Source organism: Solitalea canadensis DSM 3403 (assembly GCF_000242635.2).
GTDB classification, from domain to species: domain Bacteria; phylum Bacteroidota; class Bacteroidia; order Sphingobacteriales; family Sphingobacteriaceae; genus Solitalea; species Solitalea canadensis.
The window spans coordinates 2,811,106-2,836,714 of record NC_017770.1 but is presented as its reverse complement, the minus strand read 5'-3'; the positions used below and the strand labels follow the sequence as shown (position 1 = coordinate 2,836,714).

General features: G+C 35.9%; 19 protein-coding genes. 9 read left to right on the top strand and 10 right to left on the bottom strand.

Annotated features, from left to right (window positions below):
• Positions 1-274 precede the first annotated feature (274 nt).
• Positions 275-3,007 (top strand): MFS transporter, encoded by a 2,733-nt coding sequence (locus SOLCA_RS11665; RefSeq protein WP_014680654.1) that lies wholly within the window; start codon positions 275-277, stop codon positions 3,005-3,007.
• Between the two features lie 78 nt (positions 3,008-3,085).
• Complete coding sequence (locus SOLCA_RS11660; RefSeq protein WP_217166122.1) at positions 3,086-3,457, top strand: Crp/Fnr family transcriptional regulator; 372 nt, start codon at positions 3,086-3,088, stop codon at positions 3,455-3,457.
• Positions 3,458-3,579: 122 nt separating this feature from the next.
• Here the strand turns inward: SOLCA_RS11660 and SOLCA_RS11655 are convergent, their stop codons facing one another.
• The 4 genes from SOLCA_RS11655 to SOLCA_RS11640 all read right to left on the bottom strand — a co-directional run bounded on the left by SOLCA_RS11655 (position 3,580) and on the right by SOLCA_RS11640 (position 6,894).
• Complete coding sequence (locus SOLCA_RS11655) at positions 3,580-4,563, bottom strand: NAD(P)H-quinone oxidoreductase (RefSeq protein ID WP_014680652.1); 984 nt, start codon at positions 4,561-4,563, stop codon at positions 3,580-3,582.
• An 8-nt stretch (positions 4,564-4,571) separates the two neighbouring features.
• Positions 4,572-5,759: an outer membrane protein assembly factor BamB family protein gene (locus SOLCA_RS11650; protein ID WP_014680651.1), complete on the bottom strand. Its 1,188-nt coding sequence runs from the start codon at positions 5,757-5,759 to the stop codon at positions 4,572-4,574.
• A 24-nt stretch (positions 5,760-5,783) separates the two neighbouring features.
• The gene (locus tag SOLCA_RS11645) at positions 5,784-6,332 is read right to left on the bottom strand and encodes a hypothetical protein (protein WP_014680650.1); all 549 of its coding nucleotides are present in this window, start codon (positions 6,330-6,332) and stop codon (positions 5,784-5,786) included.
• Positions 6,333-6,510: 178 nt separating this feature from the next.
• Positions 6,511-6,894, bottom strand: coding sequence for a hypothetical protein (locus SOLCA_RS11640; RefSeq protein WP_014680649.1), 384 nt, complete (start codon positions 6,892-6,894; stop codon positions 6,511-6,513).
• A gap of 253 nt (positions 6,895-7,147) precedes the next feature.
• On the opposite strand from SOLCA_RS11640, the gene SOLCA_RS11635 reads away from it, so the two are divergent.
• Positions 7,148-8,659 (top strand): alpha-L-fucosidase, encoded by a 1,512-nt coding sequence (locus SOLCA_RS11635; protein ID WP_014680648.1) that lies wholly within the window; start codon positions 7,148-7,150, stop codon positions 8,657-8,659.
• A 170-nt stretch (positions 8,660-8,829) separates the two neighbouring features.
• Here SOLCA_RS11635 and SOLCA_RS24000 read toward each other — a convergent pair whose 3' ends face one another.
• The 5 genes from SOLCA_RS24000 to SOLCA_RS11610 all read right to left on the bottom strand — a co-directional run bounded on the left by SOLCA_RS24000 (position 8,830) and on the right by SOLCA_RS11610 (position 12,515).
• Complete coding sequence (locus tag SOLCA_RS24000) at positions 8,830-9,444, bottom strand: MerC domain-containing protein (protein WP_157604559.1); 615 nt, start codon at positions 9,442-9,444, stop codon at positions 8,830-8,832.
• Between the two features lie 128 nt (positions 9,445-9,572).
• Positions 9,573-10,130 carry a hypothetical protein gene (locus SOLCA_RS11625; protein WP_014680646.1) on the bottom strand — a complete coding sequence of 186 codons (558 nt, stop codon included), beginning with the start codon at positions 10,128-10,130 and terminating at the stop codon, positions 9,573-9,575.
• A 468-nt stretch (positions 10,131-10,598) separates the two neighbouring features.
• Positions 10,599-11,099 carry a hypothetical protein gene (locus SOLCA_RS11620; RefSeq protein ID WP_014680645.1) on the bottom strand — a complete coding sequence of 167 codons (501 nt, stop codon included), beginning with the start codon at positions 11,097-11,099 and terminating at the stop codon, positions 10,599-10,601.
• On the bottom strand, positions 11,099-12,265 hold the full coding sequence (locus SOLCA_RS11615; protein WP_042479710.1) for a hypothetical protein: 1,167 nt from the start codon (positions 12,263-12,265) through the stop codon (positions 11,099-11,101). Before SOLCA_RS11615 ends, SOLCA_RS11620 begins: the two co-directional genes overlap by 1 nt.
• Before the next feature lie 46 nt (positions 12,266-12,311).
• Positions 12,312-12,515 carry a hypothetical protein gene (locus SOLCA_RS11610; protein WP_014680643.1) on the bottom strand — a complete coding sequence of 68 codons (204 nt, stop codon included), beginning with the start codon at positions 12,513-12,515 and terminating at the stop codon, positions 12,312-12,314.
• 377 nt (positions 12,516-12,892) lie between these two features.
• On the opposite strand from SOLCA_RS11610, the gene SOLCA_RS11605 reads away from it, so the two are divergent.
• Positions 12,893-13,300 (top strand): EVE domain-containing protein, encoded by a 408-nt coding sequence (locus SOLCA_RS11605; protein ID WP_014680642.1) that lies wholly within the window; start codon positions 12,893-12,895, stop codon positions 13,298-13,300.
• A 71-nt stretch (positions 13,301-13,371) separates the two neighbouring features.
• On the opposite strand, the gene SOLCA_RS11600 is transcribed toward SOLCA_RS11605, so the two are convergent.
• Positions 13,372-13,890, bottom strand: coding sequence for an acyl-CoA thioesterase (locus SOLCA_RS11600; protein WP_014680641.1), 519 nt, complete (start codon positions 13,888-13,890; stop codon positions 13,372-13,374).
• Positions 13,891-14,452: 562 nt separating this feature from the next.
• Between SOLCA_RS11600 and SOLCA_RS22380 the strand changes: the two genes are divergently transcribed.
• The 5 genes from SOLCA_RS22380 to SOLCA_RS11575 all read left to right on the top strand — a co-directional run bounded on the left by SOLCA_RS22380 (position 14,453) and on the right by SOLCA_RS11575 (position 25,556).
• Entirely contained in the window at positions 14,453-16,024 is a 1,572-nt protein-coding gene (locus SOLCA_RS22380) for a T9SS type B sorting domain-containing protein (protein WP_014680640.1), read from the top strand.
• Between the two features lie 319 nt (positions 16,025-16,343).
• The gene (locus SOLCA_RS11590) at positions 16,344-17,318 is read left to right on the top strand and encodes a PorP/SprF family type IX secretion system membrane protein (RefSeq protein WP_014680639.1); all 975 of its coding nucleotides are present in this window, start codon (positions 16,344-16,346) and stop codon (positions 17,316-17,318) included.
• 48 nt (positions 17,319-17,366) lie between these two features.
• Positions 17,367-19,361, top strand: coding sequence for an OmpA family protein (locus tag SOLCA_RS11585; protein WP_042479708.1), 1,995 nt, complete (start codon positions 17,367-17,369; stop codon positions 19,359-19,361).
• A 235-nt stretch (positions 19,362-19,596) separates the two neighbouring features.
• A complete protein-coding gene (locus tag SOLCA_RS11580) occupies positions 19,597-22,548 on the top strand; it encodes a Calx-beta domain-containing protein (RefSeq protein ID WP_014680637.1) in 2,952 nt (983 codons plus the stop codon).
• A gap of 218 nt (positions 22,549-22,766) precedes the next feature.
• Positions 22,767-25,556, top strand: a complete 2,790-nt coding sequence (locus SOLCA_RS11575) for a Calx-beta domain-containing protein (RefSeq protein ID WP_042479705.1) — start codon at positions 22,767-22,769, stop codon at positions 25,554-25,556.
• Positions 25,557-25,609 lie beyond the last annotated feature (53 nt).

Below are 25,609 nucleotides of genomic sequence, written 5' to 3'. Positions count from 1 at the left end.
GTAAAAAAGAATAGATATGGAGTTAAGCGTCACTTTCGAGTAAATATAATACAGAGGCAGAAAGCATGATGATTCATTCTTTTAAGCTCTCGCCAGATAGAGTCTTCCTTTTTATTAGGCTGATTGATGTCTATCTATCTACAACTATCTCCTAATCAAATAATAAATCTTGTAGCATTCAACCTTCCATCTCCCATTTTATCCACACTAATACCTCTCAAAAAAGCACAGTTAATAAATTAATTGCTCAACTCTGTTTTGTATATTTAATTTAATGAAAAACAGGGTGTTAAATGCTCTTAATATTAAGGCGTCAGAATCGGCTTATATTTTTGATCTCCTACGAGTGCAAATATTTATTGGGTTGGCAATTTCGTATGTAAATATTATTGCCTATACCTTATTTCTGCAGGCGCTTTCCATACAGCTTTTACCCTATGCTTACCTCACAATTGCACCGTTTCTGTTATTGCTGAATGTGGCTTACGAAAAGCTTGAGCATCGGTCGTCCCCGCTACGTCAGTTAAAGTATATTATCCTTTTCTCCTTGGTAATTCTGATCTGTTTATGGTTGGGTTTATCGTGGGGGCACCGACAGTATTTCATTTTCGCCCTAATGGTATGGTCAGTGCTTTTTTACATGTTAAATGGATATGCTTACTGGGGTATTGTATCACTGTTGTTTAATATCCGGGAGAGCAAAAGGGTGTTTTCGATTGTTGGCGCGGGAGATATTCCTGCAAAACTTATCGGCTACCTTTCTGCCCCTATATTAATTGCATTTTTCGGGTTAATCAATTTACTATGGATGTCGGTAATATCGCTGCTTATTGGATTATGGTTTTTTCATGTTGCTATCCAGAAAACAAATTGGGAAGCCATTAAGCGTAGCAATAATGCCGATCATCAGGTAATTGATCTGCAGCAGGATAAGCGCAAAAAAGGATTGATGGATTCGCTCTTTAAAAACGAGTTGATTTTTGCCATTTCCATACTCACCATTCTTAGTTATAATGTGTTCAATCTTATTGATTTTACGTTCCTATCACACGTTAAATTAAAATATGAAGATATTGGCTCGCTGGCTGCTTTTATTGCAGCATTTTTTGCAGTAGGTAGAATCATTGCTCTGGTGTTTAAACTGATGATTACCAGTAGAGTGATAGAGCGATGGGGGATTGTTATTTGTCTTTTTATCACCCCTGTAATATTGTTCTTGTTTAGCTTGGTGTTTTTTGCAATGGATCAGCAATCCGAATATATTCTTTATGTTTTCGGGATGATGGTGTTGCTAACCGAAGTATTGCGGTCGGCCATGCAGGAACCGATTTTCTTTATCCTTTTTCAGCCATTAAAAGAAAAAGTTCGTTTACATGGACATTTGATCACGAAAGGATACATGTTGCCTCCATCATTAATCATGGTCGGTTTATCGCTGATCATTTTAAATAAAATGGGAATAGAGGTCACCATTCTGTTAACAATCAAAATTGTGTTGATCAATTTGGTAGCCTGGGCTGCTGCGATTATGTATGTAAAACGGGCCTATTTACGAACGCTCCATCGATCTATCAGCAAGGGGATTTTCAATAGTGACGAAGTTTATCTGAATGACCAAAAATCAATTGATATCCTGCTGAATAAAATCGCTAATGGTAAGAAATCTGAGATCATCTATGCGCTGAAATTATTGGGAAAAGCAAACCATCCCGACATTATGAATCTGCTTTATCAGCAGCTCTATAAAGAGGATAAAGAGGTTAAATTGTATGTGCTTTCTGAAATTAGCAAAATAAAAAAGCCCGATATTGATTTGTTGAAGCAACTGGTTGCGCATGAAAGCGACAGTGAAATTAAACAAAGTCTTACCTCCATAATTTGTCGTAACGATAAAGGTTACCTCGAAATGCTTTCCGAACAAATTGAGCACCTTGAATATGCCGTGCGAAAAGTAGTGATCATTAGTTTACTCAATCAAGATGAGTTTAACCATTTATTCAAGGCCGGAAATGAACTGAATAATCTCATTCAGTCAACCGTTCCGGAAGAGCGTGATCTGGCCATTCATATCATCAGTGAACTTAAAAATGTCCGTTTTACCGATGCAATAGAGCAACTGATTAATGATGAGGATATTTCGGTTAAGCGGAATGCTATTATGGTGGCCTGTAAGTTAAAGATAAAGAGCATTTTGCCCGACATATTGGGAATGCTGTCCAACTCTTCCGGAAAATACATCGCCTTGCAAGGACTATTGCAATATGGAGATGATTTGTTTGATGATATAGAGCCATCCGTTATCAATAACCACACTTCAGAACTGGTTGGATTAGCTGGCAAAATGAAAGGAATGCAGTCCACTAATTTTCTGTTAATGCATCTGAGTACCTCTCCTGATTGGATTAATAAAATTGTGCATGCTTTATGGAGGAAAGAGTACCGACCATCCACCTCCAATGAAAGCGGTTTAATTAATCATGTTTTGGATGATCGCTTCTTAAGTGCCAAGGATAAGATCGATTGTTTTTATGCGATTCAGCCGTTTAAAAACCATGTATTGGTAAAAAACTCTCTTCGATCCGAAATACAAAATGACCTGGAAACTTGTCTACGGCTTTGCTGCCTTTTATATGATAAGCAGGAAATCAACCGCATATTAGAATTGTTTGAAACCGAAGATAGTTCTAAGCTTTACAATGCTATGGAAATGCTTGAGATGGTGTTGCCTCAACGGGTAATAAGGGAATTGAATATGCTGTTTGATCATTTTATTGATCCGGATGATACGCGCAAAATCCATAAGAAACAGGAGATTAATCATTTGTTTGATAAGATCGTTTTTACTAATGCAAATGAGTTTACACCATGGACAAAAGCCGTTTCTATTTACAGCTTGTGGAAAAACAAGGATTATGACTTTATTAGAAAGCTTTCTGTAAATGAAACACCTTCTCAATCGTATGTTATGCAGGAAACAACCACATATGTTTTAAACGCTTTAACCTGATTTTAAATGTTAATTATTGAAAAGGTCTTATTATTAAAGAATTCGGAAATTTTTAAGAATTGCAGGGAAACCGATTTAATGGAAATTGCTTCGATCTGTCAGGAGTATTTGGTTGATAAGGGAGTAAGAGTGTTTAATAAAGGGGATAGGGGAAATTGCATGTATTTTATCTATTCCGGCAAGGTGCTAATTCATGATGAAGAGCATGAAATAGTAACCTTATCTGAAAATGAAATCTTTGGCGAATTATCGCTTCTTGATACCGAATCACGATCGGCAAGTGTAACCACTCTTACTGATTGCACGTTCCTGAAAATAGAACAAGAGACATTTTACGACGTTATTGCCACTAACTCCGATATTTTAAAGGGAATTATGCGAACACTTTGCAAACGCCTCCGCGAGCAAGATCGGATTACCATTGAGATGAAGAAAGTAATGAGTTTGTAGGAGGGTACCCCTAACCCCTAAAGGGGATTCTGCTCGCTCTCATATGTTAGAGTTACCTGTCATTTATTAATGCAGAGATTAGTTTTTTCTAGCGATATGGATTCCCTTTTAGGGGCTAGGGGTTAAGATACCTTCAAAACAATCTTCCCCATATGCTCATTGCTTTCCATTAATGCATGTGCTTCATTGGCTTTTTCGAGCGGGAAAGTCTTGTATATAGTAGGTTTAATTTGGCCTTGCTCAATTAGTGGCCACACATGTTTGATAAGATTTTGAGCAATTTGAGCTTTGAAAGAATTAGGTCGAGGACGAAGAGTACTTCCGGTAATTGTTAAGCGCTTTTGCATTACTTTTAGGAAATCAACTTCCGTTTTAAAGCCTTTCATGGCGTTTATAAAAACCAAACGCCCATCGTCGGCTAAAATGTTAAGGTTTTTAGGAATGTAACTTCCTCCAACCATATCCAGAATCACATCGACACCCTTATTGTTTGTAATGGTTTTGATTACTTCTTCAAAATCTTCAGTTTTATAATTGATGCATTTGTCTGCTCCTAAGGATTCGCAATAAGAGCATTTTTCGTCGGATCCTGCTGTTGCATAAACTGTATTACCTAAAGCTTTAGCCATTTGAATTGCTGTTGTTCCAATTCCACTACTGCCACCATGAAGCAATAAAGATTCTTCCGATTTAAGGGAACCCCTGTCAAACACATTGCTCCAAACCGTAAAAAAGGTTTCAGGAAGGGAGGCTGCTTCAACCATTGTAAGTCCTTTTGGAACAGGTAAACAAAGTTCAGCAGGAACAGTACAGAATTCAGCATAAGCACCACCGGCAACCAAGGCGCAAACCTCATCACCGATCTTCAATGTAGTTACTTCGGCTCCGGTTTCAACAATAATACCTGCTAACTCTAATCCTGGTATATCAGCAGGAGCTCCAGGAGGAGCGGGATACCGTCCCGCTCGCTGTGCTACATCCGGACGATTAACTCCGGCGGCAATCACCTTCACTAACACTTCCGTTGCTTTTATAGAAGGTTTCTCCCGCTCCTGAAGCACAAGAACTTCAGGACCGCCAGGTTGGGTTATAATGGATGCTTTCATAAAAAGAGTTACATTTTTAGCGCATATACATAACCGTCAGTACTGCCAAAATAAACCATATTTTGTTCTACAATTGGAGATGAAAGAATGCTTCCAAGGTTCATAATTATCTTTTCAGTGTTAGCAATATGGACATCATCTCCATAGAGCTCAAACCCTTTTTTGATATGTCCGGTTTCATCAAATATCGTCAGCCAATTTTGTTTACTGGCCTCCGTTTGATATTCCCATTTAATTGTTCCGGTTTTCTTGTCGGCTGCGTAAAGTTTACCATTAAAGCAACCAAACAAAACAAGATTTTCGTAAAATGCGGCCTTTCCATAAACACGCATATTCAATGGAATTTTCCATTTTACTTCACTGTACAATGCACCAAGGCAATAAAAAGTATGAGTATCTGACGTACCGAAAAATGCTAAACTATCTGCAATCGCGGGTGTTGCAATAACCCAGCTGCCACGCTCTTTCATATTCCAGGCGCCAGTGCCTTTTTCGGCGTTTAAAGCATAAATATTAAAATCCCTCGAACCGAAGTAAACAGTATTGTTAAAAAATGAAGCACCGTTTTGTATTTCTCCTTTAGGGAAAAACATATCTCCAACAGTTTTAAATTTCCATAACAACTGACCGGAAGTAGCATTTAATGAGTAAAAATTGCCGTCAAAACTGCCTACATACACAGTATTATTTTGAATCAACGGATCAGCATGTACAACGCCATCTGTTTTAAACGTCCATACTTGCTTTCCTGTCTTTTGGTCAAACGCATAAACTGCGCCATTGCCACTTCCAACGATAACTAAATTATCATGCAGAACAGGAGATGATAAATAATAATCCCAAAAATCCACTATTTTTTCGCCCGGCATTTGTTGTTTCCACAACATTTTACCAGAAGTAGCATCAATAGCATACATATTGCCATTGGCATTGTTAAAAAACACTGTACCGTTTACCGTCGCAGGAGTTGATTTTATTGGAGCATCGCCCTGATATTTCCAAAGTTGCTGTCCATTAGTTTTATCAATGGCATATAAAAAGCCATCTTCACTGCCGATTATTATTTTATTGTTAGAAACGCAGGGAGATCCGGCAATTTTTCCGGCAGTTTTAAATTTCCAAAATGGCTGAGGTTGAGCTGTTATAAAATTGCTAATTAAAACAGAAAGGATAGTTAGAATGATTTGTTTCTTCATTTGAGTGTTTAGGGAGTATATAGTTTAAGAATGATTAGAATTTAGGGATTGTTTACTATTTGTTGCCAAGGATAGTATTGTAGACAATCCGATTGAAAAGCCCGATTGCCAGAGGAAATAAAACAAGAAGATAGAATTATCTGCGGTTTCAACTGGATGTAGTTTTAGTAGATAGGGGGGAAGTACCAAAATTGCCATCTGAATTAACCCACCAATGGTTAGTTTGATTTTTAATAAAGCCCAAATAAGTACCAGTAAAACTTGCGAGGTCCAAATACCAATGATGGCGAATAGTAAAGGATCTTTATCCGGCGACTTTACATGAAGGTCTATAACAAAGAACATTCCCCCTCCGGTTAAGAATAATGCAAGAAATAGGAGTGGGAGTAAAATCAAAGAAACATTTTTATACCTAAGTTTTTCAGGATACGTGAAACATAGGTAAAAACCATAAATAAGTGGTGTAAAGATGATACCGCCTTTGATGGATGAAAGTGCACTACAAATAAATGAAATACTAATAAGACCGATACAGTTTTTAATAAATGCTTGTATGTCAAATTGATGAATCATTTTTGATAGCAGATAGTACTGTAAAGACGAATTAGAGCAAATAGGGTTGCATGGCCATTTTGTATATATCAAAACTATAAAGTTTTTTGAGATGTGAAAATGTCTGAGCGGAAACTTTTAAATTTTATTAGTAAAAAATGGGCGATGAAAGAGAAAATTTAGTTTGCAGATGTTTCAGTTATTTATTTTTAGCTAAAGCCCTCCAGCCTAATATATCGTATTTGTTGTTGTCTGGGTTATATACTAAACGTATCTCAATGTCCTTATAGTCAGTGTCTATTGTTAAAATACAGTCGGCTGTATTATCACCAAAAGGTTTGATAATGTCTCCTGAACGGACGCTATGCTCATATCTATTATTTGAATGAATCTTTAATTGGGAAATTTCGTTTAAGAGCCCTTCGCCGACATAAGTAATATCATGAATTGAAGATCTGTCGGTAGTAGCGTCAATTTGAATAAGCGCTTGCCCAATTTTCTTTATTCTTATCTCATTAATAGATTGGTTTTTACAAGAAAGAGAGGCTATCAAAAGAATCAATATTGTCGTAAAACGTATCATTTTTAAAAAGTATGCTTTGACTAAAATAAACGCAATTCAGATATTTTCAAATCATGATTTGGATCGACTTTAAAAACATATAATCAATGAATCATTGATTCGTAAAATCAGAAACCCCTAAGCGTAGCTAGCAGAATTTTTCGAAGACTCACGTGCTTTTTGGGATGGCGTTCGTAATTATTAGGTTTTACTTCTTTTCCTGCAAAAATCAATTGGATAATTTTGATATTGAGCGATTAAATTAAGAACTCACATGAAGTCATATCAACTGCTTTTACCGGCTATATTAATGAGCAGCTTGGCTCAGGCCCAGCAAAACTATACCATCATTAAACCCAACGAAACACCAACAGAAATTATTAAAAAAGCCGCCAATATTACACCTACTCCAAGGCAATTACGCTGGCAGCAGCTTGAACTAACTGCTTTTTTTCATTTCGGTGTAAACACTTTCTCCAATAAAGAATGGGGAACCGGAAAAGAAGACCCTAAAATATTTAACCCTACAAAGCTGGATGCTGAACAATGGGTAAAAACAACTAAATCTGCAGGTTTTAAACAAGTGATATTAACAGCCAAACATCATGACGGTTTTTGCCTATGGCCAACAAAAACTACCAGCCATTCTGTAAAAAGCAGTCCATGGAAAAATGGTAACGGCGATGTGGTAAAAGAAGTAGCAGATGCATGTAAAAAGTATGACATAGGCTTTGGAATTTACCTTTCTCCATGGGATATGAACGCAGCTGCTTATGGAACCGATGCTTACAACGACTTTTTTATAGCTCAGTTAACCGAATTACTTACCCAATATGGGAGAGTTGATGAGGTATGGTTTGATGGAGCAAACGGCGAAGGCCCCAATGGTAAAAAACAGGTGTATGATTTTAATAGATGGTATGCCCTTATCCGTAAATTACAACCTACAGCAACGATCGCCATTATGGGGCCTGACGTACGTTGGGTGGGTACTGAAACAGGCTACGGCAGAGAAACAGAATGGAGTGTACTTCCAGTTGATAACCTTGACCAGGCTGAAATATCAGCAAACTCACAAAAAGAAATCAGCATTAAGCCCTCCGGCTATTTAGAGGGACAAGATATTGGCGGAAGAGCGCAGATAAAAGATGCTAAAGGGTTGATTTGGTACCCGGCAGAAACTGATGTATCCATCAGACCGGGATGGTTTTATCATCCTGATGAAGACAACAAAGTTAAATCTCCAGAAAAGCTACTCGACATCTATTACAATTCTGTAGGTAAAAATGGAGTGTTGCTTTTAAATATTCCACCGGATACGGAAGGATTGATTAATGAAAGTGATCTGAACAGTTTAAAAGCGTGGACTAAACTTAGAGAAGAAACATTTAAGGTGAACTATGCCAAAGAGGCTGTTATTACATCTGCTAATGGAATAAATACTAAATTTTTACTTGACGGTCATTTCAAAACAAACTGGACTACAAAAGGGAATGACACCACTGCTGTAATTGAGCTGGATTGGAAAACAGCACAAACTTTTGATGTGCTATCTCTTCAGGAAAACATTACGATTGGTCAGCGTGTTGAGAAATTTGTATTCGAATATTGGGATGGTACAGATTGGAAACAGGCAACTGAGGGTACTACAATTGGATATAAGCGGTTGATTAAATTTGAACCTATAACCGCTAAAAAAGTAAGGTTAAGAATTGAACAATCGCGTTTAAATCCTACTATTTCTGAATTGGGCTTATTTAAACAGCCCTTGACCAAGCTACCCTAATACTTTACAATAGAAGTTAATTATTGAGGCTGTCTCGCAGTTTCTTCAATAAAAAATGCTCAAAATATTATTTGAGCATTTTTTTATGCTGTCCCTACAGGGCTCTTCCAATTATAACTATTAAATGCAGCTATCTCTGTTAAAATACTAAGTGATGATTTGTGATATTATTAGCAACAGGTTTCCCCAGCTTGTATTGGTGGACATTTTACCGTTCCATAACTACAATAAACACAGCAATCGCCTTGTTTAGGTTTTAATTGAGCTTTACAATTTTCACATTCGTAAAAATAAACACAAGAGTCTGTTGGCATAATCTCATTTTTCTTGTATCCACATTCTGGACAAGAGATGGTTGAATTTAGTTCAACTATCTTACCATTGTATGTAGTGCAATTTTCCCAATTTCTATTCATTTTGTTTCTTTTATAATTCCAAATCGTTGCTATTAATAATCCAAACATTCCTGCGTAAAGGGTGTAGACGAAAGATTCGTTGTCAATAAAATGGATTGCGTAAAACATGGATAGCCCACTCAACAATGCAAGTAATAGTGGGTACAAGCACTGATGTTTCTGATACGATTTATATAGCCCAATTAAAGCTACTAAAACCATTAATTGAAAAAACAACATTGTCCAGCTTCCAAAAAACTCAAAGCTACCTAGGCCCAATGCTGAAGCTGCAAAGGCAAAAAGAGGGAAACAACAAGGAGAAAATATGGCAGTAATGAAAAGTCCAGTTGTACCAAGCTTATCGATATTATTAGTTAGTCTTAACTGCATCTTCATAAGGCACTAAATTTAAAAACTCCGATGGATTTATTTGCTTCTTTAAGTTTTTCTGGTAATTTAAAAGCTGCCTCGTTGTCATTTAAAATCTGCAATTCAAGCATGTTACTCCTAATTTGGCGCTATCTCTGAGATTTCAGACGCCTGAAAAACAATGGTTTTAATCTGTATTCTGACCCTGTAGATGCGTCAAATAGAGTTAAATCATTGGATAAAGTATTTAAGCTTATATTCAGTTGACAATCATTAAAATCACTGTAAGTAGATATAAAAACAGGTAATACAATTGAATGATTGTATAGTTTTTTTTCTTTGGCCAATGTATTTAGCCATGAGATATCTAATTTTATTATTTTCTTAAATGATGTATCGCTCGTTATTATAGTTGTCGAGTCCTTTTTATTTATAAATTTCCAAAAAGCTTTTTTTTGTACTATTGACTTTCCAACTACATCTGTCTTTATTACTTTACCTGATGAGTTTGTGACAAAAATCAATTTTAGAAAACTTATAGCGCATGAATCTATAGGAGGAATTGTTACACCTTTATAGAATTGTTTATAAAAATCCTCTTCACTTTGAATTTTAGATTGTCCTGATGCTTGTTGGACTAAATAAAGCAAACATATAATGAAGCTAATTCCACAAGCTATTATTTTTGATTGTATAATTGTTTTCATATTGAAACAAATTATGAATTAAACTATAAGTGAAGAAATTTAAGTGGAAAATTACAGTGAGTGACGAAGCTTTTGCTTTTTAAAAAATCAGGATTTAAGCAGCGAAAGTTGATTTTTTGAGATGCAGAGGCACTATTTATAGAAGTGTTCAAAAGTTCACAGCCCTACTTTTTAAAAAGCTGACTTCTTGATTTCTGCTTGAACCTCCTTGTGATCTTCACACAAATGAAAACACTTTCCATCAAAGAGAAGGCGGGGGCTTATGTCTGTACTGGATGGACGCGCAGAATAAAAAAAATTTTTTTGAGTTTGATCTTCAAAAACAAAGCCCAACACTTAAAATGTTAGGCTTTGCGAGTTTGTAAATTCCTATTTTTTTATAGCTTTTGCAACTTCCCTTTGTAAGAAGGTTATTTGGTATTTTTTACAGAAAAAAAGGAAATAAGATTTCTACTGTTTTTCTCAATGTCATTCAATTACCGAAGGGCCAATTGTAGTTATAATTGGCAAAAGAGATAAACTGCTTTGAGAACTTTCAGGGTAACTTTTTCGAATAATATTTTGCAAATCTTTTGTTGATACCGTTACATCACAATCATCATAACCAGGTGTGTTAAACGCATAAATCATGAGACTAACAGATTTGACTTTAGGATAATAGCCTTTTAAAAGTTTCAACAAGGAGCTTTGTAATTGTTTGAGATGTTTATTATTTGCATCTTTAAAAAACTCTACATACTGCCGTTTATACCCTTCATCTGACGAAAACACTTCTGTATCGTTTATATTAGACTTTGTCGAAGTAACATGTAAAACAATTTTAACCGTATCAAAATTGCACTTGTGTTTACTTGTTAAAGCAACACCTTTTGCAATTTGTCTAGTTATGTCGACCTTTAATTTTTCTTTTTGACTAAATGCTTTTAATCCTATAACTAAAAGACAAAGTAACAATAGCAGTTTTTTCATTATTGGCAATTTGAAGTTCCAACTACATTTCTTTTATAGTAATCATTAGTAGCAATAATTCTGCTAGCTAATCCCGGATTGGTATTTTTTAAATAATTCCAAGAAGCCGATTCTTGGAGACCTCCCCAAGCAAGATCAATAGCATCATTCTTAGAAACGTTTGGATATATTTCTTGTATTCCACTAGCCAAAGTTTCGACATAAGATAAAGCCATGTCGAAATGATCCATTTTATCAGTAAGCCCATTATAGCGCATAACTGCATGAATTCCTTCATGTAATATGGTAGCGACAACATACTCTTTAGAGCTGTTTTCTAATGTATTATTGTTAAGATTAATTACACAATCAATAAATATTTTATCACCGTATGTGGATCTGTATTCAGCAGTGCAAATACCATCTGTCTTCGTTTCTAAATTAAAACCGTCCCTAAAAAATAAGTTAGCGTCTGTGTTTTTACCATAAAGAGTTTTCATTGACTTAGCGATGCTGTTTTCTAATTTGCTTACTAAAACACCGTCTAATGTTTTTTTAAGACATGGTGTGGTAATTTCATTAAGAATGTCAATCCTTTCTCTAATAATCACTTCTCCAGGTGTTGGGTTATTACCTGTACCGCTTCCGCCACCAGGAGGAATATCCTCACAAACATTATAGTACTCTATTGATGTGACTTCCCAACTACCGCAGGTTACAATTCCATCACTCCATGTGGTACATATTTGAGTCATCCATACTGTTTTCCATAAAGTACAGCCACTACCACCGCCTCCATCACCTGGAACTCCAGGGTCTTCAATCGGATCGGGACGACCTTCAATACTTTTACTATCTACCTTCGTTTTATTAAGCCTTCCAAAATGTTTACCTTTTTTAATGTATGAACCTCGGATAAATTCTCCATCCATATTTGTTAAAAGCAACATACCATTAAAATCTTTGTCAATAGAAACTATTTTGGATTTGGTTAAATTTGAACTAGATGCATTATTCTTATTTTTCGAAATAAAATGCACTAAATAAGATTCTATAACATCTGTTTTCTTGTTTTTCAAGAGTAACAACCGTGTTTGACTATCAGCATTAATAGCAACAGAATCTTCAGCTAAATTTTGAACTTCAAAGCCGGGGTTGTTTTCAAAATCTAATGGAACTTCAAACATTGAATAAATGGAATCTGATTCCGTAATAGCGTTCTCCCATTTAGTTTTATAGGATGTTAACTTTTTTCTTTTTGCTTTTCCCTTCAATTTGTTTTGACGAACTATTTAATTCTCTGCTTTGAAACCAGCTTTTGGCCTCATCAATAGTAAAGTGTTCTTTTGATTTTGAAGACTCAATACTTTCATCCTTCTTACAACTGACTGCAAACAAGATGATTACTAGCGTAATGGCTAATAGCTTTTTAATCATAAAATTGTGTTAAATGTAGAATGTCCTTAAAATGTTTTTCTTGCGTTAAGGCATCCGCAAGGCAAATGTGGTTGCAAGATAAAAGAAGTTTTTAAAATAGCTGGAATAGGTCAATTAATTGCTCAATTTGTTTTATTTGAAAGATTATCAGAAGATTACTTTTAAAAAGTAAAAGCTCACTCTATTTAGTTTTCTTCTCAACAATCATTTTTTAGAGAAAAATTCATAACCTTCCCATATATGAATTAACATCGAGGTTGATTTTATTTTGCTTTTCCTTTTATATAACCGATTAATTTATCTTTGTTGCCAATTGCTATCACAATAAGTGTGATCAATTGAAAAGCCTTTATTAACCCTTTAAAAGCATATAATCAATGAATCATTGGCTCGTAAAATCAGAACCACATAAATACAGTTGGCAGAAATTTAACGAAGACGGACGTACTTTTTGGGATGGTGTTCGTAATTACCAGGCTCGCAATAACCTGCGTGATATGAAAGAGGGTGATTTAGTGATGTTTTATCACAGCAATGAAGGGAAAGAAGTAGTGGGAGTAGCAAAAGTGGTTAAAGAATCCTATCAGGACCCAACTACTGACGATAAAAACTGGGTAGTGGTGGATCTTTCTCCGGTTGAAACGTTGAAAAAGCCGGTTACTTTAGAAACTATAAAAGCAGACGAGCGATTAAAAGATATTGCTTTAGTTCGTCAGGGGCGACTTTCAGTTATGCCTTTAAAAGCGGCCGAATTTGACAGAATTTTGGAAATTGCCAATGGGTAAAAAAATAACCGCGAAGGCGCTAAGTCGTAAAGTAGTATTCTTTGTGTCTTAGCGCCTTCGCGGTTTTATAATTATTCTTCAGGGAAGAACAATGCTTTTAGTTCGGTAGCTTCATCCGGGTTCATTTTTCCGCCCAGGATTAAACGAAGCTGACGGCGACGTAAAGCTCCTTCATAAAACCTGACTTCTTCCTCAGTTTCTGCAATTACTTCCGGAACCGGAATGGTTTTCCCGGTTTGATCTACAGCTACAAAAGTGTAATAAGCCTCATTACTTTTAAATTTTGTTCCGTTCGGGATATTTTCAGCCCATACTTCCAATCGTACTTCCATTGAAGAGTTAAAGGCACGGGTAACTTGTGATTTAATGGTTACCACGTCACCTAAGCCAATTGGGTTTCTGAACGAAACGTTATCTACTGAAGCTGTTACTACCACCCTATTGCTATGTTTCTGCGCTGCGATGGCTGCGGCAATATCCATCATGTGTAATAAACGACCGCCCATTAAATTGTTCAACGGATTGGTATCATTCGGTAATACCAATTCATTCATAATAGTAAGCGATTCTTTTGCTGTTTTTGCTTTCATCAGTTAAAGGTTGAGGCACATGCAATTCAAGTGCCCATCATCATCATAAGGGTTAAATTAATCGGCAAAGATAATGTAATCCAGACTGATTAAAAGCAAGCGACATGGAAAATAAGTTTAACCATTTTATGATGAATTGAGGTAACAATAGTTCAAGTTCCATCTATCGCTAGCCTGTTACGTTTGTCCTGAAATTAATACACGATAACTGTGGTCTATAGGGCAATTTGTATTTTGATAACAGGTGTAAATATTTAACCATCAGTTAATTCTGTTTTAATATTTCAATGCTCAAAAATAGGCAATTCAGTTATGATTTGGGCTTCTTTAAGTGTATACAATAAAACAGGTTTTGATGGTCGATAATATTTGTAAAAACGGCGTGGCATAACGTTTGAATTTCAGCAAGTAAATTATTGTTTTTCAATTAGAAAAATATACTTAACTAAATGGCTCTTGCTGTTTAGAGTGGCTTTTGTTGGCCTTTTAAGGCTGTTTTTATACTGTTTAAAAGATTTCTATGTAAATAATTGTACGCTTATCTATCTAAATTTTACGCTCTATGAATGATCGCTCTCATCGCTCCGGATATAGGAGGTCCTATTACCGGCGACAACGTATGTTGATTGCCGTTTTTATCTTCTTCGTAAGTATAATTTTTCTGGCATCCTTTGCCGTTTCTAAAGATTTAGGAATCAGAAAAAACTTTCCTGTAAGTTTCAAAATAAAACTTCAGCATCCGCCAGACAGTGCTGACTTGGTGATCAACAAAACTGTAAATGTTAAGTCAGTTGCCGTAGGAAAAACGATTATTTATTCCATTAACATTAACAACAAAGGACCTGCGGACGCCAAAAAGGTGGTGGTAACAGATACGCTTCCTAATGAGTTAGTTTATTCCAGCTCCACCGTGAGTAGCGGAAATGTGGAGGTTGATGGTAAATACATAAGTTGGAATGTTGGAGACCTGCTAAAGAAGAAAGCGGAGTCTATGAAGTTGACCGTTACAGTTGTTAAGGAGGGCAATTTCAGAAATACGGCCTTTGTTAGGTCTGAAACGGTTGATCATTGTAAATGCAATGATAAGTCCGTGTCGACAATAGTAAGTGCAAAGGACACGGCTGATGTTAGTATTGTTAAAACCTCCTCTAAAAAAGTAGTAAATGAAGGCGATACCTTGAGCTATTTGATCAAAGTAAGCAATGAGGGACCTTCTCCTGCTAAAATGATTAAAGTAAAAGATATTCTGCCGGAGAATATGACTTTTGAATCTGCTTCTGTTGCCGCTGTGGACTATGATGTCATCACACGCCAGTTATCTTGGAATTTTAATGTTTTAGAGGCCGGACAATCGCAGTTTCTGATTGTAAAGGTAAAAGCAGTTAAAGTAGGTATAGCGTCAAATACCGCCGTTGTAACGGCCGATACTCCTGATCCTGTCAAGTGCAATAATGTGTCAACCGCTGAAGATGTGGTGATCAATGTAAAAATTGTGCCTAAGAAGGCGGACGTGAGCATTGTTAAATCTGCTGACAAACAATACGTGCCTGTTAGTAAGGAATTTGAATATGTTTTTTTGATTAAGAATGCTGGTCCTGATACTGCAAGGCAAGTTGTAGTAAAAGATACGTTGAATGAAAAAACAGCATTTTATAACTATAAAACCGAAGACGGTTTATTTGCCTTCGATAATTTTTCCAATTCCTTTCTATGGACATTGGATGAACTTGCACCCGGAAAAGAAATCAGAATTAGTGTTAGAGTAATAGCCACAAAAATTGGAGATGTGGTTAATCGGGCAACTGTTGAATCAGCTGTTGAAGATCCGATAATGGCCAATAATACCAGCACTTACATGAACAAAATTACTGGCCTTCGTATCCCAAATGTTTTTACACCTAATGGAGATAATGTAAATGACACATTCCAAATTGAGGGTTTGGAAACATGGTCACATAATGAGATTTCTATTATGAACAGGTGGGGAGGAAATGTATTCAAGAAAGAGAACTACATGAATGACTGGGACGGTAGCCAGCTTCAGCCCGGCACTTATTATTATGTTTTAACAGTAAAAAATGAAACTACCGACCAGCAATCTTTTACAGGTTGGGTAGCCATTTTAAGAAAATAGAATGAGTGTTTTTGTTAGTTTTTTTCAGGTCCTCTTTCACTAAAAAGTTAAATCTTATCAGGTTGAGTAGAGGACTTTTTTACACGAAAAAAGTAAATCTCAGGCATAAATATTGAATGTTGCTATCTGTTGCTTGCCTTATAGTAGATATTTTACTACGTAAATGCATGAAAATTAATTAAGTATTAAAAGTGGAGCTTCTTTTTTGAATAGAAAATGCTACATAAAGCTTTAAATTGTATACATTTTATACCTAAGTGTTTATTATTTAGTTTTTTATAGTGTTTATTTAAAAGGAAGATCGTTATCAGGTTGTCATATGAAATTAAAGCTCTTTCTTTCCTTCGCACTAGTGCTTTTTACAGCTAAAGTTTTTGCTCAGCAAGATGCCCAGTTTTCTCAATACATGTTTAATGGTATCTATATAAATCCTGCTTATGCCGGTTATAAGGAACAGCTGAACTTACATACCTTTTATCGTAGCCAGTGGACAGGTGGGTTGGATGGCCATCCGGAAACCTTTAGCCTAGCATTAGATGCTATTGCAAATAATGGAAACGTAGGATTAGCCTTAACAGTGTTAAAAGATCAGTTGGGCGCCGAAAGTACATTAGCTGCTTATGCTAACTATGCATACCGATTAAAAGTTGGGACCACATCACGTTTAGCTTTGGGTTTGGGTATTGGAGTGGCTCAATATGGTTTGGATGGTACGATGCTTGAATCTTATAATCCTAATGATCCGAGCAAGCCGGTGGATATGCAATCAGTTGTTGTACCGGATATCAGAGCGGGCGTTTACTATTCTTCAGATCGTTTTTATGCAGGATTCTCGGCCGATAATTTAATCAGTCGGTACATGAATTATGCAAAAGATCCAAGTATTCTGATTCCTACTAAAATGCCTCACTTTTATTTAACAGCAGGAACGCTAATTCCACTTTCTAAAATGGTATTGTTAAAACCATCATTTATGCTCAAAAATGAGGCAAAAGGGCCGGCTAATTTAGATCTCAACTCTTTTGTATTGTTGGGTGAACGATTATGGCTTGGAGCGTCTTATCGCACAGGAATAAATGCATGGAAAAAGAATAACCTTCAGGAGGATTTATCAACCACTGATGCATTTGTTGCATTGATAGAGGTTTATGCAACTGACCGTTTACGAATAGGTTATGCTTATGATTTTTCTTTTAATAAGTTCAAGGATTTTAATTATGGCACGCATGAGATTTCGCTGGGCTATTCTTTTATTCCTAAGAAAGTCAGAATGTTGTCGCCTCGTTATTTCTAAAATAAGTGATGTCTTGTATAGTGACAGAACTACAAAACTAAATTTACCATGAGGAATCGAATAATATACTTGCTCATTATCCTGTTAACCTTTGGCATGCATCAGGTTTTCGGACAGGCTACGTTACGTGAGGCTCAACGTCAAACAGAGCTACTTAATTACAATGAGGCTATTTCTTTATATGAAAAAGCTTTTGAGAAAAAAGAGTCGTTGTTGGCAGCTAAAGGGTTAGCCGAAAGTTATCGTCAATTGAATAATTATCAGTTTGCCGAAAGCTGGTATGCTAAAGTTGTTCAAATAGACGGACATGAGCCCATAGATGTTTTTTATTATGCAGAAGCATTAAGAAATAATTCTAAATATACCGAAGCAAAAGAGTGGTATCAGAAATATCAACAGGAAGCAGGAACAGAAGCTTTGCCAAATACCAATAAATTGATTGCGTCTTGCGATTCTGCACATAACTGGATGTTAAAACCAGTGAACTTTACTTTTCGTTTAGATACCTCCTTAAATACAGCAGAAAGCGACTGGGGCGCGGTTCCGTATAAAAATGGAATTGTGTTTACTTCCGACAGGATACTGAACGCTAATTACATGAAGGAGAACCGTTTCTTATTCTTCAATGCAAATAATAACCTTAAAAAAAGTTATTACGGTTGGACAGGTTTACCCTATTTAAAGCTGTTCTATGCAGAAAAAGAAGGGAATGGATGGAAAGAGCCACAATTGTTTTCAGGTAATTTGAACGGAGAGTTTCACAATGGTCCGGCAACGTTTTCAAAAAACGGGAAAGAGGTCTTCTTTACGCGCACACGCGGTATTACTAACAGTAAAAGCTATACAGACGATAAGAAAAAACGTAAGGATTATACCATCAAATTAGAGTTGTATTTTTCAAAATACGATGAAACTACCAATAGCTGGTCAGATCCACAGCCATTTGCCTATAATTCACCTTTAGAATATTCAGTAAGTGATGCATGTTTTAGTCCGGATGGTAATTTCCTCTATTTTGCTTCCGACATGCCAGGAGGTGCCGGACAATCAGACCTGTATTATTGCAAGCGTTTAAACGATGGTTCATGGGATAAACCCATCAATATGACCACCCTAAATACAGCAGGTAATGAACGTTTTCCAAGCTTCGACAACAACAATTACCTGTATTATGCAAGCAACGGAAGAGGAGGTATGGGAGGCCTTGATGTCTATGTAACTCAATACAAAGTTGGAGCTGACCAATGGAGTGCACCTAAAAATGTTGGGTATCCTGTAAATACTCCTCAAGATGATTTTAACCTGGTGTTTAATGAAGATGGTAAAAGTGGTTATTTATCAAGCAACCGTTCCGGAGGAAAGGGTATGGATGATATTTACCAGTTTGTTAAAAAAGATTTGAAATTTAGGTTAGAAGGTACGGTGGTCAATAAAAAGACTGGTCAACCGATTGGCAATGCAGTTGTAACCTTGTATAATCAAAACAGTAATACCAATATAAAAGCCTCTACCAATGAAATCGGAGCATTTGCTTTCAATTTGGATGAAAATACTGACTATTCGATAACAGCAGAAAAAACAAATTTTATCACCAGTCGCAAAGACAGTTTGAGTACCAAGGGATATGAAGAGTCTAAAACGTTGTACGCAAAACTGGCCTTAAATATTGATTCGATTGAATTAAATAAAGGCATCAGGCTTGATAATATTTATTACGACTTCGATAAATGGAGCATTCGTAAAGATGCCACACAAGAACTAAACAGGTTGGTGCAGGTGATGAATGATAATCCGACAATGGTAATCGAGTTAGGTTCTCATACCGATTCACGCGGTTCCGACAGCTATAATCTTCAATTAAGTCAGAAGCGTGCAGAATCAGCAGTGGCTTACATTGTTTCCAAAGGAATAGATCAAAAACGCATTACTGCTAAAGGATATGGTGAAACAAAGCCTGTAAACCATTGTGTAAACGGAACAAAATGTAGTGATGCTGAGTTTCAGTTAAATCGCCGGACAGAATTTGCCATCATACGCTATTAAAACATAAATTTTATCATAGTTAGAGCCATGCCGACAATGTGGGTGTGGCTTTTTTGTAATTTGTTGTAACTAAGTTTGTTATAAATGATATTTTTCCTAACTTTAGTATAAGACCGTTAGTAACTTTTATTTCGGCAGCATCTATCTAAGCATTTTTTCTGAACGTTTCGGCATTTTTTCATCATTTACCTATACATCCGGTCGATTTATATGGTTTTATCTTAAAAAAACTAAAATGTCTGCTATCAACTCTACTATTGAAAAAACAAAATTGTCAGTTACTTACAATTTTATCACACGGTTACGCCTTTTATCAGGTCAATCACTTTTAATTTTAATGTTTTTATTGCTAATCGGTGAGGGTATCAGTGCGAAGGAAATTAAAAGAGATAAGTCCGTTCTCCCTTGTGTATCTATCAACAACATTACCGTAACAGAAGGTAACTCCGGGACAAAAACGGTTTATTTTAAGGTGACACTTAATAGGCCGTCAACAGACACGATAAAATTAAATTGGTGGACTCAAAATTCATCAAATCGTGACATTACAGCAACCTCACCTACTGATTATACGACTGTTCATCAATTTTTAGTTTTTGCACCCGGAGAAACCGAAAAAAAAATCCCTGTTACCATTAAAGGCGACAAAACGTACGAGTCAAATCAAGAATTTGATTTGGTATTATCAGCCTACGTTGGAAGCCATACTTTTTGTAAGAGAGTTGGGAAATGCACGATTATAAATGATGATGTACCGCCACAGATGGAGATTCGTGATACAAGCATTTTAGAAGGGAATGAAGGCAAAAAAAGAATCTATTTTTTGGTAAAGCTAAAAGGCCACTGTAGTGAATATCCAATAAAATTTCATTATGAAATTACTTCAGGAACAGCGAAAGCAGGTAGTGATTTTGTAGCAATTTCCGGAAACACATCAATTGCTCCGATAAAGACTTATCAATGGGTTTCATTGGATATAAAAGGAGATATCACAAAAGAAAGCAATGAGGATTTTTATGTGACCATTAGTAATGCAGAAAATGCCTCAATTGTAAGAAACAAAGCTAAGGGAACAATTAAAGATGATGATAATGTAGACACTGATCTCAGATTAAATATTTCGGATGCGGTGGTTACTACTCCTGAACAAGACACAGCTATTACTTTTAAAGTTGAATTGTTTTCAGCAGCATCATTACCGGTAACAGTTGATTATACAACTATTGATAGTACTGCTACTGGAGGTATGGATTATGAAATAACCTCGGGTACACTAACCTTTGCTCCGGGAGAGAAAGTTAAATACATTAATGTTCCAATTATTGACGATTCTACTTATGAATTTTTAGAGGCTTTTAAAGTTAAATTAAGTAATCCGGTTAATGCCGTTTTAGCTAATAGCACTGCATTAGTTAGAATTTCGAACAATGATTATGAATATAGACCTGTAATTTTAAGTTATTATGTACGCGATAGAAATGCAATGGAAGTCTATGAATCGGACAGTATAACTTTTGAATTTTATCTGGATCGTATTGAACGTGATACTGTAAAAGTTGATTTCAAAACAGTCAGCGGAACTGCACTTGCCGGAAGTGATTTTATTCAAACGGAAGGAACAGTAACATTTCTGCCAGGCGAAACAGTAAAGCTAGTAACAATTCCGTATATAGATGATGCTGTAAGAGAAACTCAGGAGATATTTTATGTTAAAGTATCAAATATTATTAATGCTAAGATTTCAACAAAGAGTTTTTATTACAATGGAGGTTCAGTAGCAGTACCTGATGATCTGATCACTCTTGTTATTAGGGATGATGATTATCCATTCAAAAAAGTGAAAGTTAATATTAATGATGAAATAGTAACTGAACATGAGACTACTGTTGGCGGAGTATTTAAAATTATATTGAGCGAACCCACAACAAAAGACGTAATATTAAACTATTCTTTAACCCCGGGAACTGCAACCTCTAATGATGTGAAGTTGGCATCAGGTCAGGTCACAATTCGTAAAGGAAACAACTCAGGGGCCATTATTTTTGAAGTTTTATCGGATAATTTAATTGAAGATGCAGAATCATTCCAGGTACATTTAAGCAATCCAATAAATGCAGTATTGGAAGATTCTGTTGCTACTGGAATTATCATTGATAAGTACCAGGCTAATGGTCAACCTTATTTCGTAGTTTTCAGACCTGGATTTAATCCAGAGGGTAATAAGAGAGCTCTTATTTCGGGATATCTGGAAAACAGAAATTCTTACTCTGCTACTTTAGATTACCATACCATTGATGGAACAGCTATTGCCGGTATAGATTATGTTGCTACTTCAGGCACAGTAACTATTTTACCTGATCAGTCGGCTTCCTTCCAAATTGCTGTTGATGTTCTTAATGACAATGTGATTGAGTCTACTGAAAGTTTTAAGATTGTTATTTCAAATCCTATTAATGCTGCATATGCAGGTCCTGATACAGTGAGTATCTTTATAAGGGATGATGATCCTACAATGATTTATCATATAGATGATGTTACAGTTCAGGAGGGAAATGATTCTATCAAGTATATTCCAATCAAGATTACAGCTTCTTCTCATCTTATATCGGATAATTTGCAAAAAATGGAATTCCATCTTGTTTCGGAAACTGCTGGAGAGGTAACAGATTATTATCCGGTATCTACTAATGATTATGCTACAGACTGGTTTTTTGGATTGAGGGATTCTGTTGTGGTTTTTGCTTTGCCTATTGTAGGAGATCTTGTAGCGGAAGGGAATGAAACATTTAAAATAAGGTATAAAAATCAATATAGAGAAGATGTTTATCATGAAGCAACCATCACCATCATTGATGATGACTCCCCAACTCTCACTGCTTCTGCAGAACCAGCTCCAGCACCAATTTCATTTGAAGCTCCTAAAAAGACAACGAATGTGTTTACACCTAATGGAGATGGAATCAATGACCTATTCTATCTTGAAGGCATTGAAAATATACCTAATGAAATAACGGTGGTGAGCAAAAACGGTCGTCAGATTTACAGGCAAACAAACTATAAAAATGATTGGGATGGCGCAGGCGCCCCGGATGGAACTTACTTCTATTTTCTCAAAATACAAGGTGATGATGGGAAAATGCAGCTTAAGAAAGGTTTTATAACTGTACTTCGTCAGCAGAGTAAATAAGTGTTTAAGGGTGGACGGAACCATCTGTCTACCCTTAAACTTGTCAACTACTAATATCTACTATTATGTTTATGATTGACACTAGCGTAGGCCTAACAATTTGTAAATGTTTTCGCCTCAATATATTGATTAAAATAATGGGCTGTATAATTAGTCTAATAATACAGACATGCATAATATCTTTTCTATCTGCTAAAGAAATTATTCCTCCCAGAAAAGTGGCTTTAGCATGTGTATCTATACATGATACTTCAGTAATTGAAGGAAACACAGGAAAAAAAACAATTTACTTCAAGGTAACCTTAGATGTTCCTTCTGCTGACTCAAACAGAATTGTATATTGGTTTGAAAAATCTACAAATGATGTTAATGGAGCTGTTAGGCCCTCAGATTACACTGCAACACTTCCTTATGATAATATTGCAGGTTCAGTAACATTTCAACCTGGTGAAACCGTTAAATATATACCTGTCTCTATTGTCGGAGATCCTGAATTTGAACCTGATCAAAGCTTTAATTGTGTAATTTCTCCAGGACAGGGAGTTATTGTTTGCAAGAAGAGAGGGACTTGCACAATTATTAATGATGATGCGCCCCCTAAGTTAAATATACTTGATACTACAGTAGTAGAGGGTAATCAGGGAGATGTAAAAATGTATTTTCTGGTGAAGTTAAAAGGACATTGCACAGATTATCCGATCAAATTCCATTGTGCAACATCTCCCGGAACAGCCATTTCTAACGATGATTATGATGCTATAAACGGAACCTTAACTCTTCCTGCAAATAAAACATACAAGTGGATTGTTGTTAATGTTAACTCTGATACAGTTAAAGAAAGTCATGAAGATTTTTTTGTGACAATTTCTGCTGCAGATCATGCAACAATTGGACGGAATACGGCTAGAGGTGTTATTCAGGATGACGATAATACAGATTCAAATGTTCGATTTTATGTTAATAACATAGTTAAGGAGGAAAACAGTGGAACTGCAAGATTTACAGTAGGAATTTATAGCCAAAGCTCTTTAACAGTTTCAGTTGATTATTCAACAGCAGATAGTTCAGCTAAAGCTGGTTCAGATTATTACAATGTTGCCGGAACATTAGCTTTTGTTCCTGGCGAAACTATAAAATACATAGATGTTCCAATTATAAATGACACAATATTTGAAACTAAAGAGCTTTTTTCGCTCAAATTAACTAATCCAGTCAATGCAACAATAGCAGATTATAGTGGATTGTGTGAAATACCTGAAAATGATCCGGAAAATAAGCCTCCCAAACTTAAATTTTTTCCAAGTGCTGTTCAGTTCGATGAAAACAAAGGGCCTTATTGGCTAAACGTAGAAATGGATCATCGAACTAATCGTACTGTAACTGTTGATTTCACTACAGAAAATGGGACTGCTATTGCTGGCGACGATTACACTGCCACTAGTGGTACACTTGTATTTAAACCATATGAATGGCGAAAAACTATTATCGTAACTATGATTGATGATAATATTGAAGAAAATGAAGAAGTTTTTAGTATTAATTTCTCTAATATAACTAATGCAACTTTCGACCTTAATGAATTTCAGCCTTACCCATATACGGGAGGGTTCTTTTCTGATTCTGTTCCAAATGTACAAGCCGTATATATAATTAAAGATAATGATCATCTTCCTTTTCCTACACCAAAAATAATATCAAAGAATTACAGTTTATCCGAAGAGTATGGAGGCTCATTTCAGCTAACTATGGATGCTCCTTCCACGGAAATTGTTCAATTTGACTATAAATTAGAAGCTGGTACAGCTACTGAAGGAGTCGATTTTGAATCCTCAAGTGGGACGGTATATTTTAATAGAGGGGCAATGACTTCAAATGCTATGTTACAAGTTAAGGTAATAGATGATAATGTTGTTGAACCTCCCGAAACTATTATTGTTAAACTTTCAAATCCGGTGAATGCAACGCTTTCCGATACTGTATTTACCTATACAATAGTAGATAATGATGGTCCGAAACCCCGGTTGTATTTTGAAGTTGTTGAGAGTGAGGAGTCACAAAAAAAAATTGTTTACGTAAGGTTGGTTGGAAAGGCTACAAGCCCTATATCGGTTAACTATTCAACAGTAAATAATACAGCTATAGCCGGTACAGATTACATAGCAACTTCTGGTACAATACAGTTTGAAAGTGGTTCATCAGATTTTTTTGTGAAATCTTTTGAGATTCCATTGATAAATGACGATGTTATTGAGAATCGGGAAAGTTTCTTTATACAGTTTTCTAATCCTGTAAACGTTGCCCTACCGTTAACACAATTAGAGTATTATATAATTGATGATGATCCTGAGATGGGATTTGTAATTAATGATACTACCATTAATGAAGGAGATATAAATGGGAGGTATATACAAGTAAATGCAATGCTTAAAAACCCTGCCAGAACTCCATTCAGGTTTAATTTCAAAACCGCAAATGGTACGGCTACGAGAGATAATGATTATTATGAAACGTTGGGTTTAACCATAATGTTTGAGTATGGAAATTCTAATCGATTGTTGCTGATTCCGATAAAAGGTGATACTATACCTGAAGAGGTCGAAACGTTTACTATTAAGTATTGGCTGGAAGATGAGCAAGAGTATCAGGCCAGAATTGCAACCATCACCATTATTGATGATGATTCACCAACTATCACTGCTTCCACAGATCCAGCTCCAGCACCAATTTCAGTTGAAGCTCCTAAAAAGACAACGAATGTGTTTACACCTAATGGAGATGGAATCAATGACCTATTCTATCTTGAGGGCATTGAAAATATACCTAATGAAATAACGGTGGTGAGCAAAAACGGTCGTCAGATTTACAGGCAAACAAACTATAAAAATGATTGGGATGGCGCAGGCGCCCCGGATGGAACTTACTTCTATTTTCTCAAAATACAAGGTGATGATGGGAAAATGCAGCTTAAGAAAGGTTTTATAACTGTACTTCGTCAGCAGAGTAAATAAGTGTTTAAGGGTGGACGGAACCATCTGTCTACCCTTAAATTATGTTTATGCAC

Coding starts and splice junctions, on each gene's coding strand:
- SOLCA_RS11665 (WP_014680654.1), top strand. CDS start 275: ATGAAAAACAGGGTGTTAAATGCTCTTAATATTAAGGCGTCAGAATCG.
- SOLCA_RS11660 (WP_217166122.1), top strand. CDS start 3,086: ATGGAAATTGCTTCGATCTGTCAGGAGTATTTGGTTGATAAGGGAGTA.
- SOLCA_RS11655 (WP_014680652.1), bottom strand. CDS start 4,563: ATGAAAGCATCCATTATAACCCAACCTGGCGGTCCTGAAGTTCTTGTG.
- SOLCA_RS11650 (WP_014680651.1), bottom strand. CDS start 5,759: ATGAAGAAACAAATCATTCTAACTATCCTTTCTGTTTTAATTAGCAAT.
- SOLCA_RS11645 (WP_014680650.1), bottom strand. CDS start 6,332: ATGATTCATCAATTTGACATACAAGCATTTATTAAAAACTGTATCGGT.
- SOLCA_RS11640 (WP_014680649.1), bottom strand. CDS start 6,894: ATGATACGTTTTACGACAATATTGATTCTTTTGATAGCCTCTCTTTCT.
- SOLCA_RS11635 (WP_014680648.1), top strand. CDS start 7,148: ATGAAGTCATATCAACTGCTTTTACCGGCTATATTAATGAGCAGCTTG.
- SOLCA_RS24000 (WP_157604559.1), bottom strand. CDS start 9,444: ATGCAGTTAAGACTAACTAATAATATCGATAAGCTTGGTACAACTGGA.
- SOLCA_RS11625 (WP_014680646.1), bottom strand. CDS start 10,130: ATGAAAACAATTATACAATCAAAAATAATAGCTTGTGGAATTAGCTTC.
- SOLCA_RS11620 (WP_014680645.1), bottom strand. CDS start 11,099: ATGAAAAAACTGCTATTGTTACTTTGTCTTTTAGTTATAGGATTAAAA.
- SOLCA_RS11615 (WP_042479710.1), bottom strand. CDS start 12,265: ATGTTTGAAGTTCCATTAGATTTTGAAAACAACCCCGGCTTTGAAGTT.
- SOLCA_RS11610 (WP_014680643.1), bottom strand. CDS start 12,515: ATGATTAAAAAGCTATTAGCCATTACGCTAGTAATCATCTTGTTTGCA.
- SOLCA_RS11605 (WP_014680642.1), top strand. CDS start 12,893: ATGAATCATTGGCTCGTAAAATCAGAACCACATAAATACAGTTGGCAG.
- SOLCA_RS11600 (WP_014680641.1), bottom strand. CDS start 13,890: ATGAAAGCAAAAACAGCAAAAGAATCGCTTACTATTATGAATGAATTG.
- SOLCA_RS22380 (WP_014680640.1), top strand. CDS start 14,453: ATGAATGATCGCTCTCATCGCTCCGGATATAGGAGGTCCTATTACCGG.
- SOLCA_RS11590 (WP_014680639.1), top strand. CDS start 16,344: ATGAAATTAAAGCTCTTTCTTTCCTTCGCACTAGTGCTTTTTACAGCT.
- SOLCA_RS11585 (WP_042479708.1), top strand. CDS start 17,367: ATGAGGAATCGAATAATATACTTGCTCATTATCCTGTTAACCTTTGGC.
- SOLCA_RS11580 (WP_014680637.1), top strand. CDS start 19,597: ATGTCTGCTATCAACTCTACTATTGAAAAAACAAAATTGTCAGTTACT.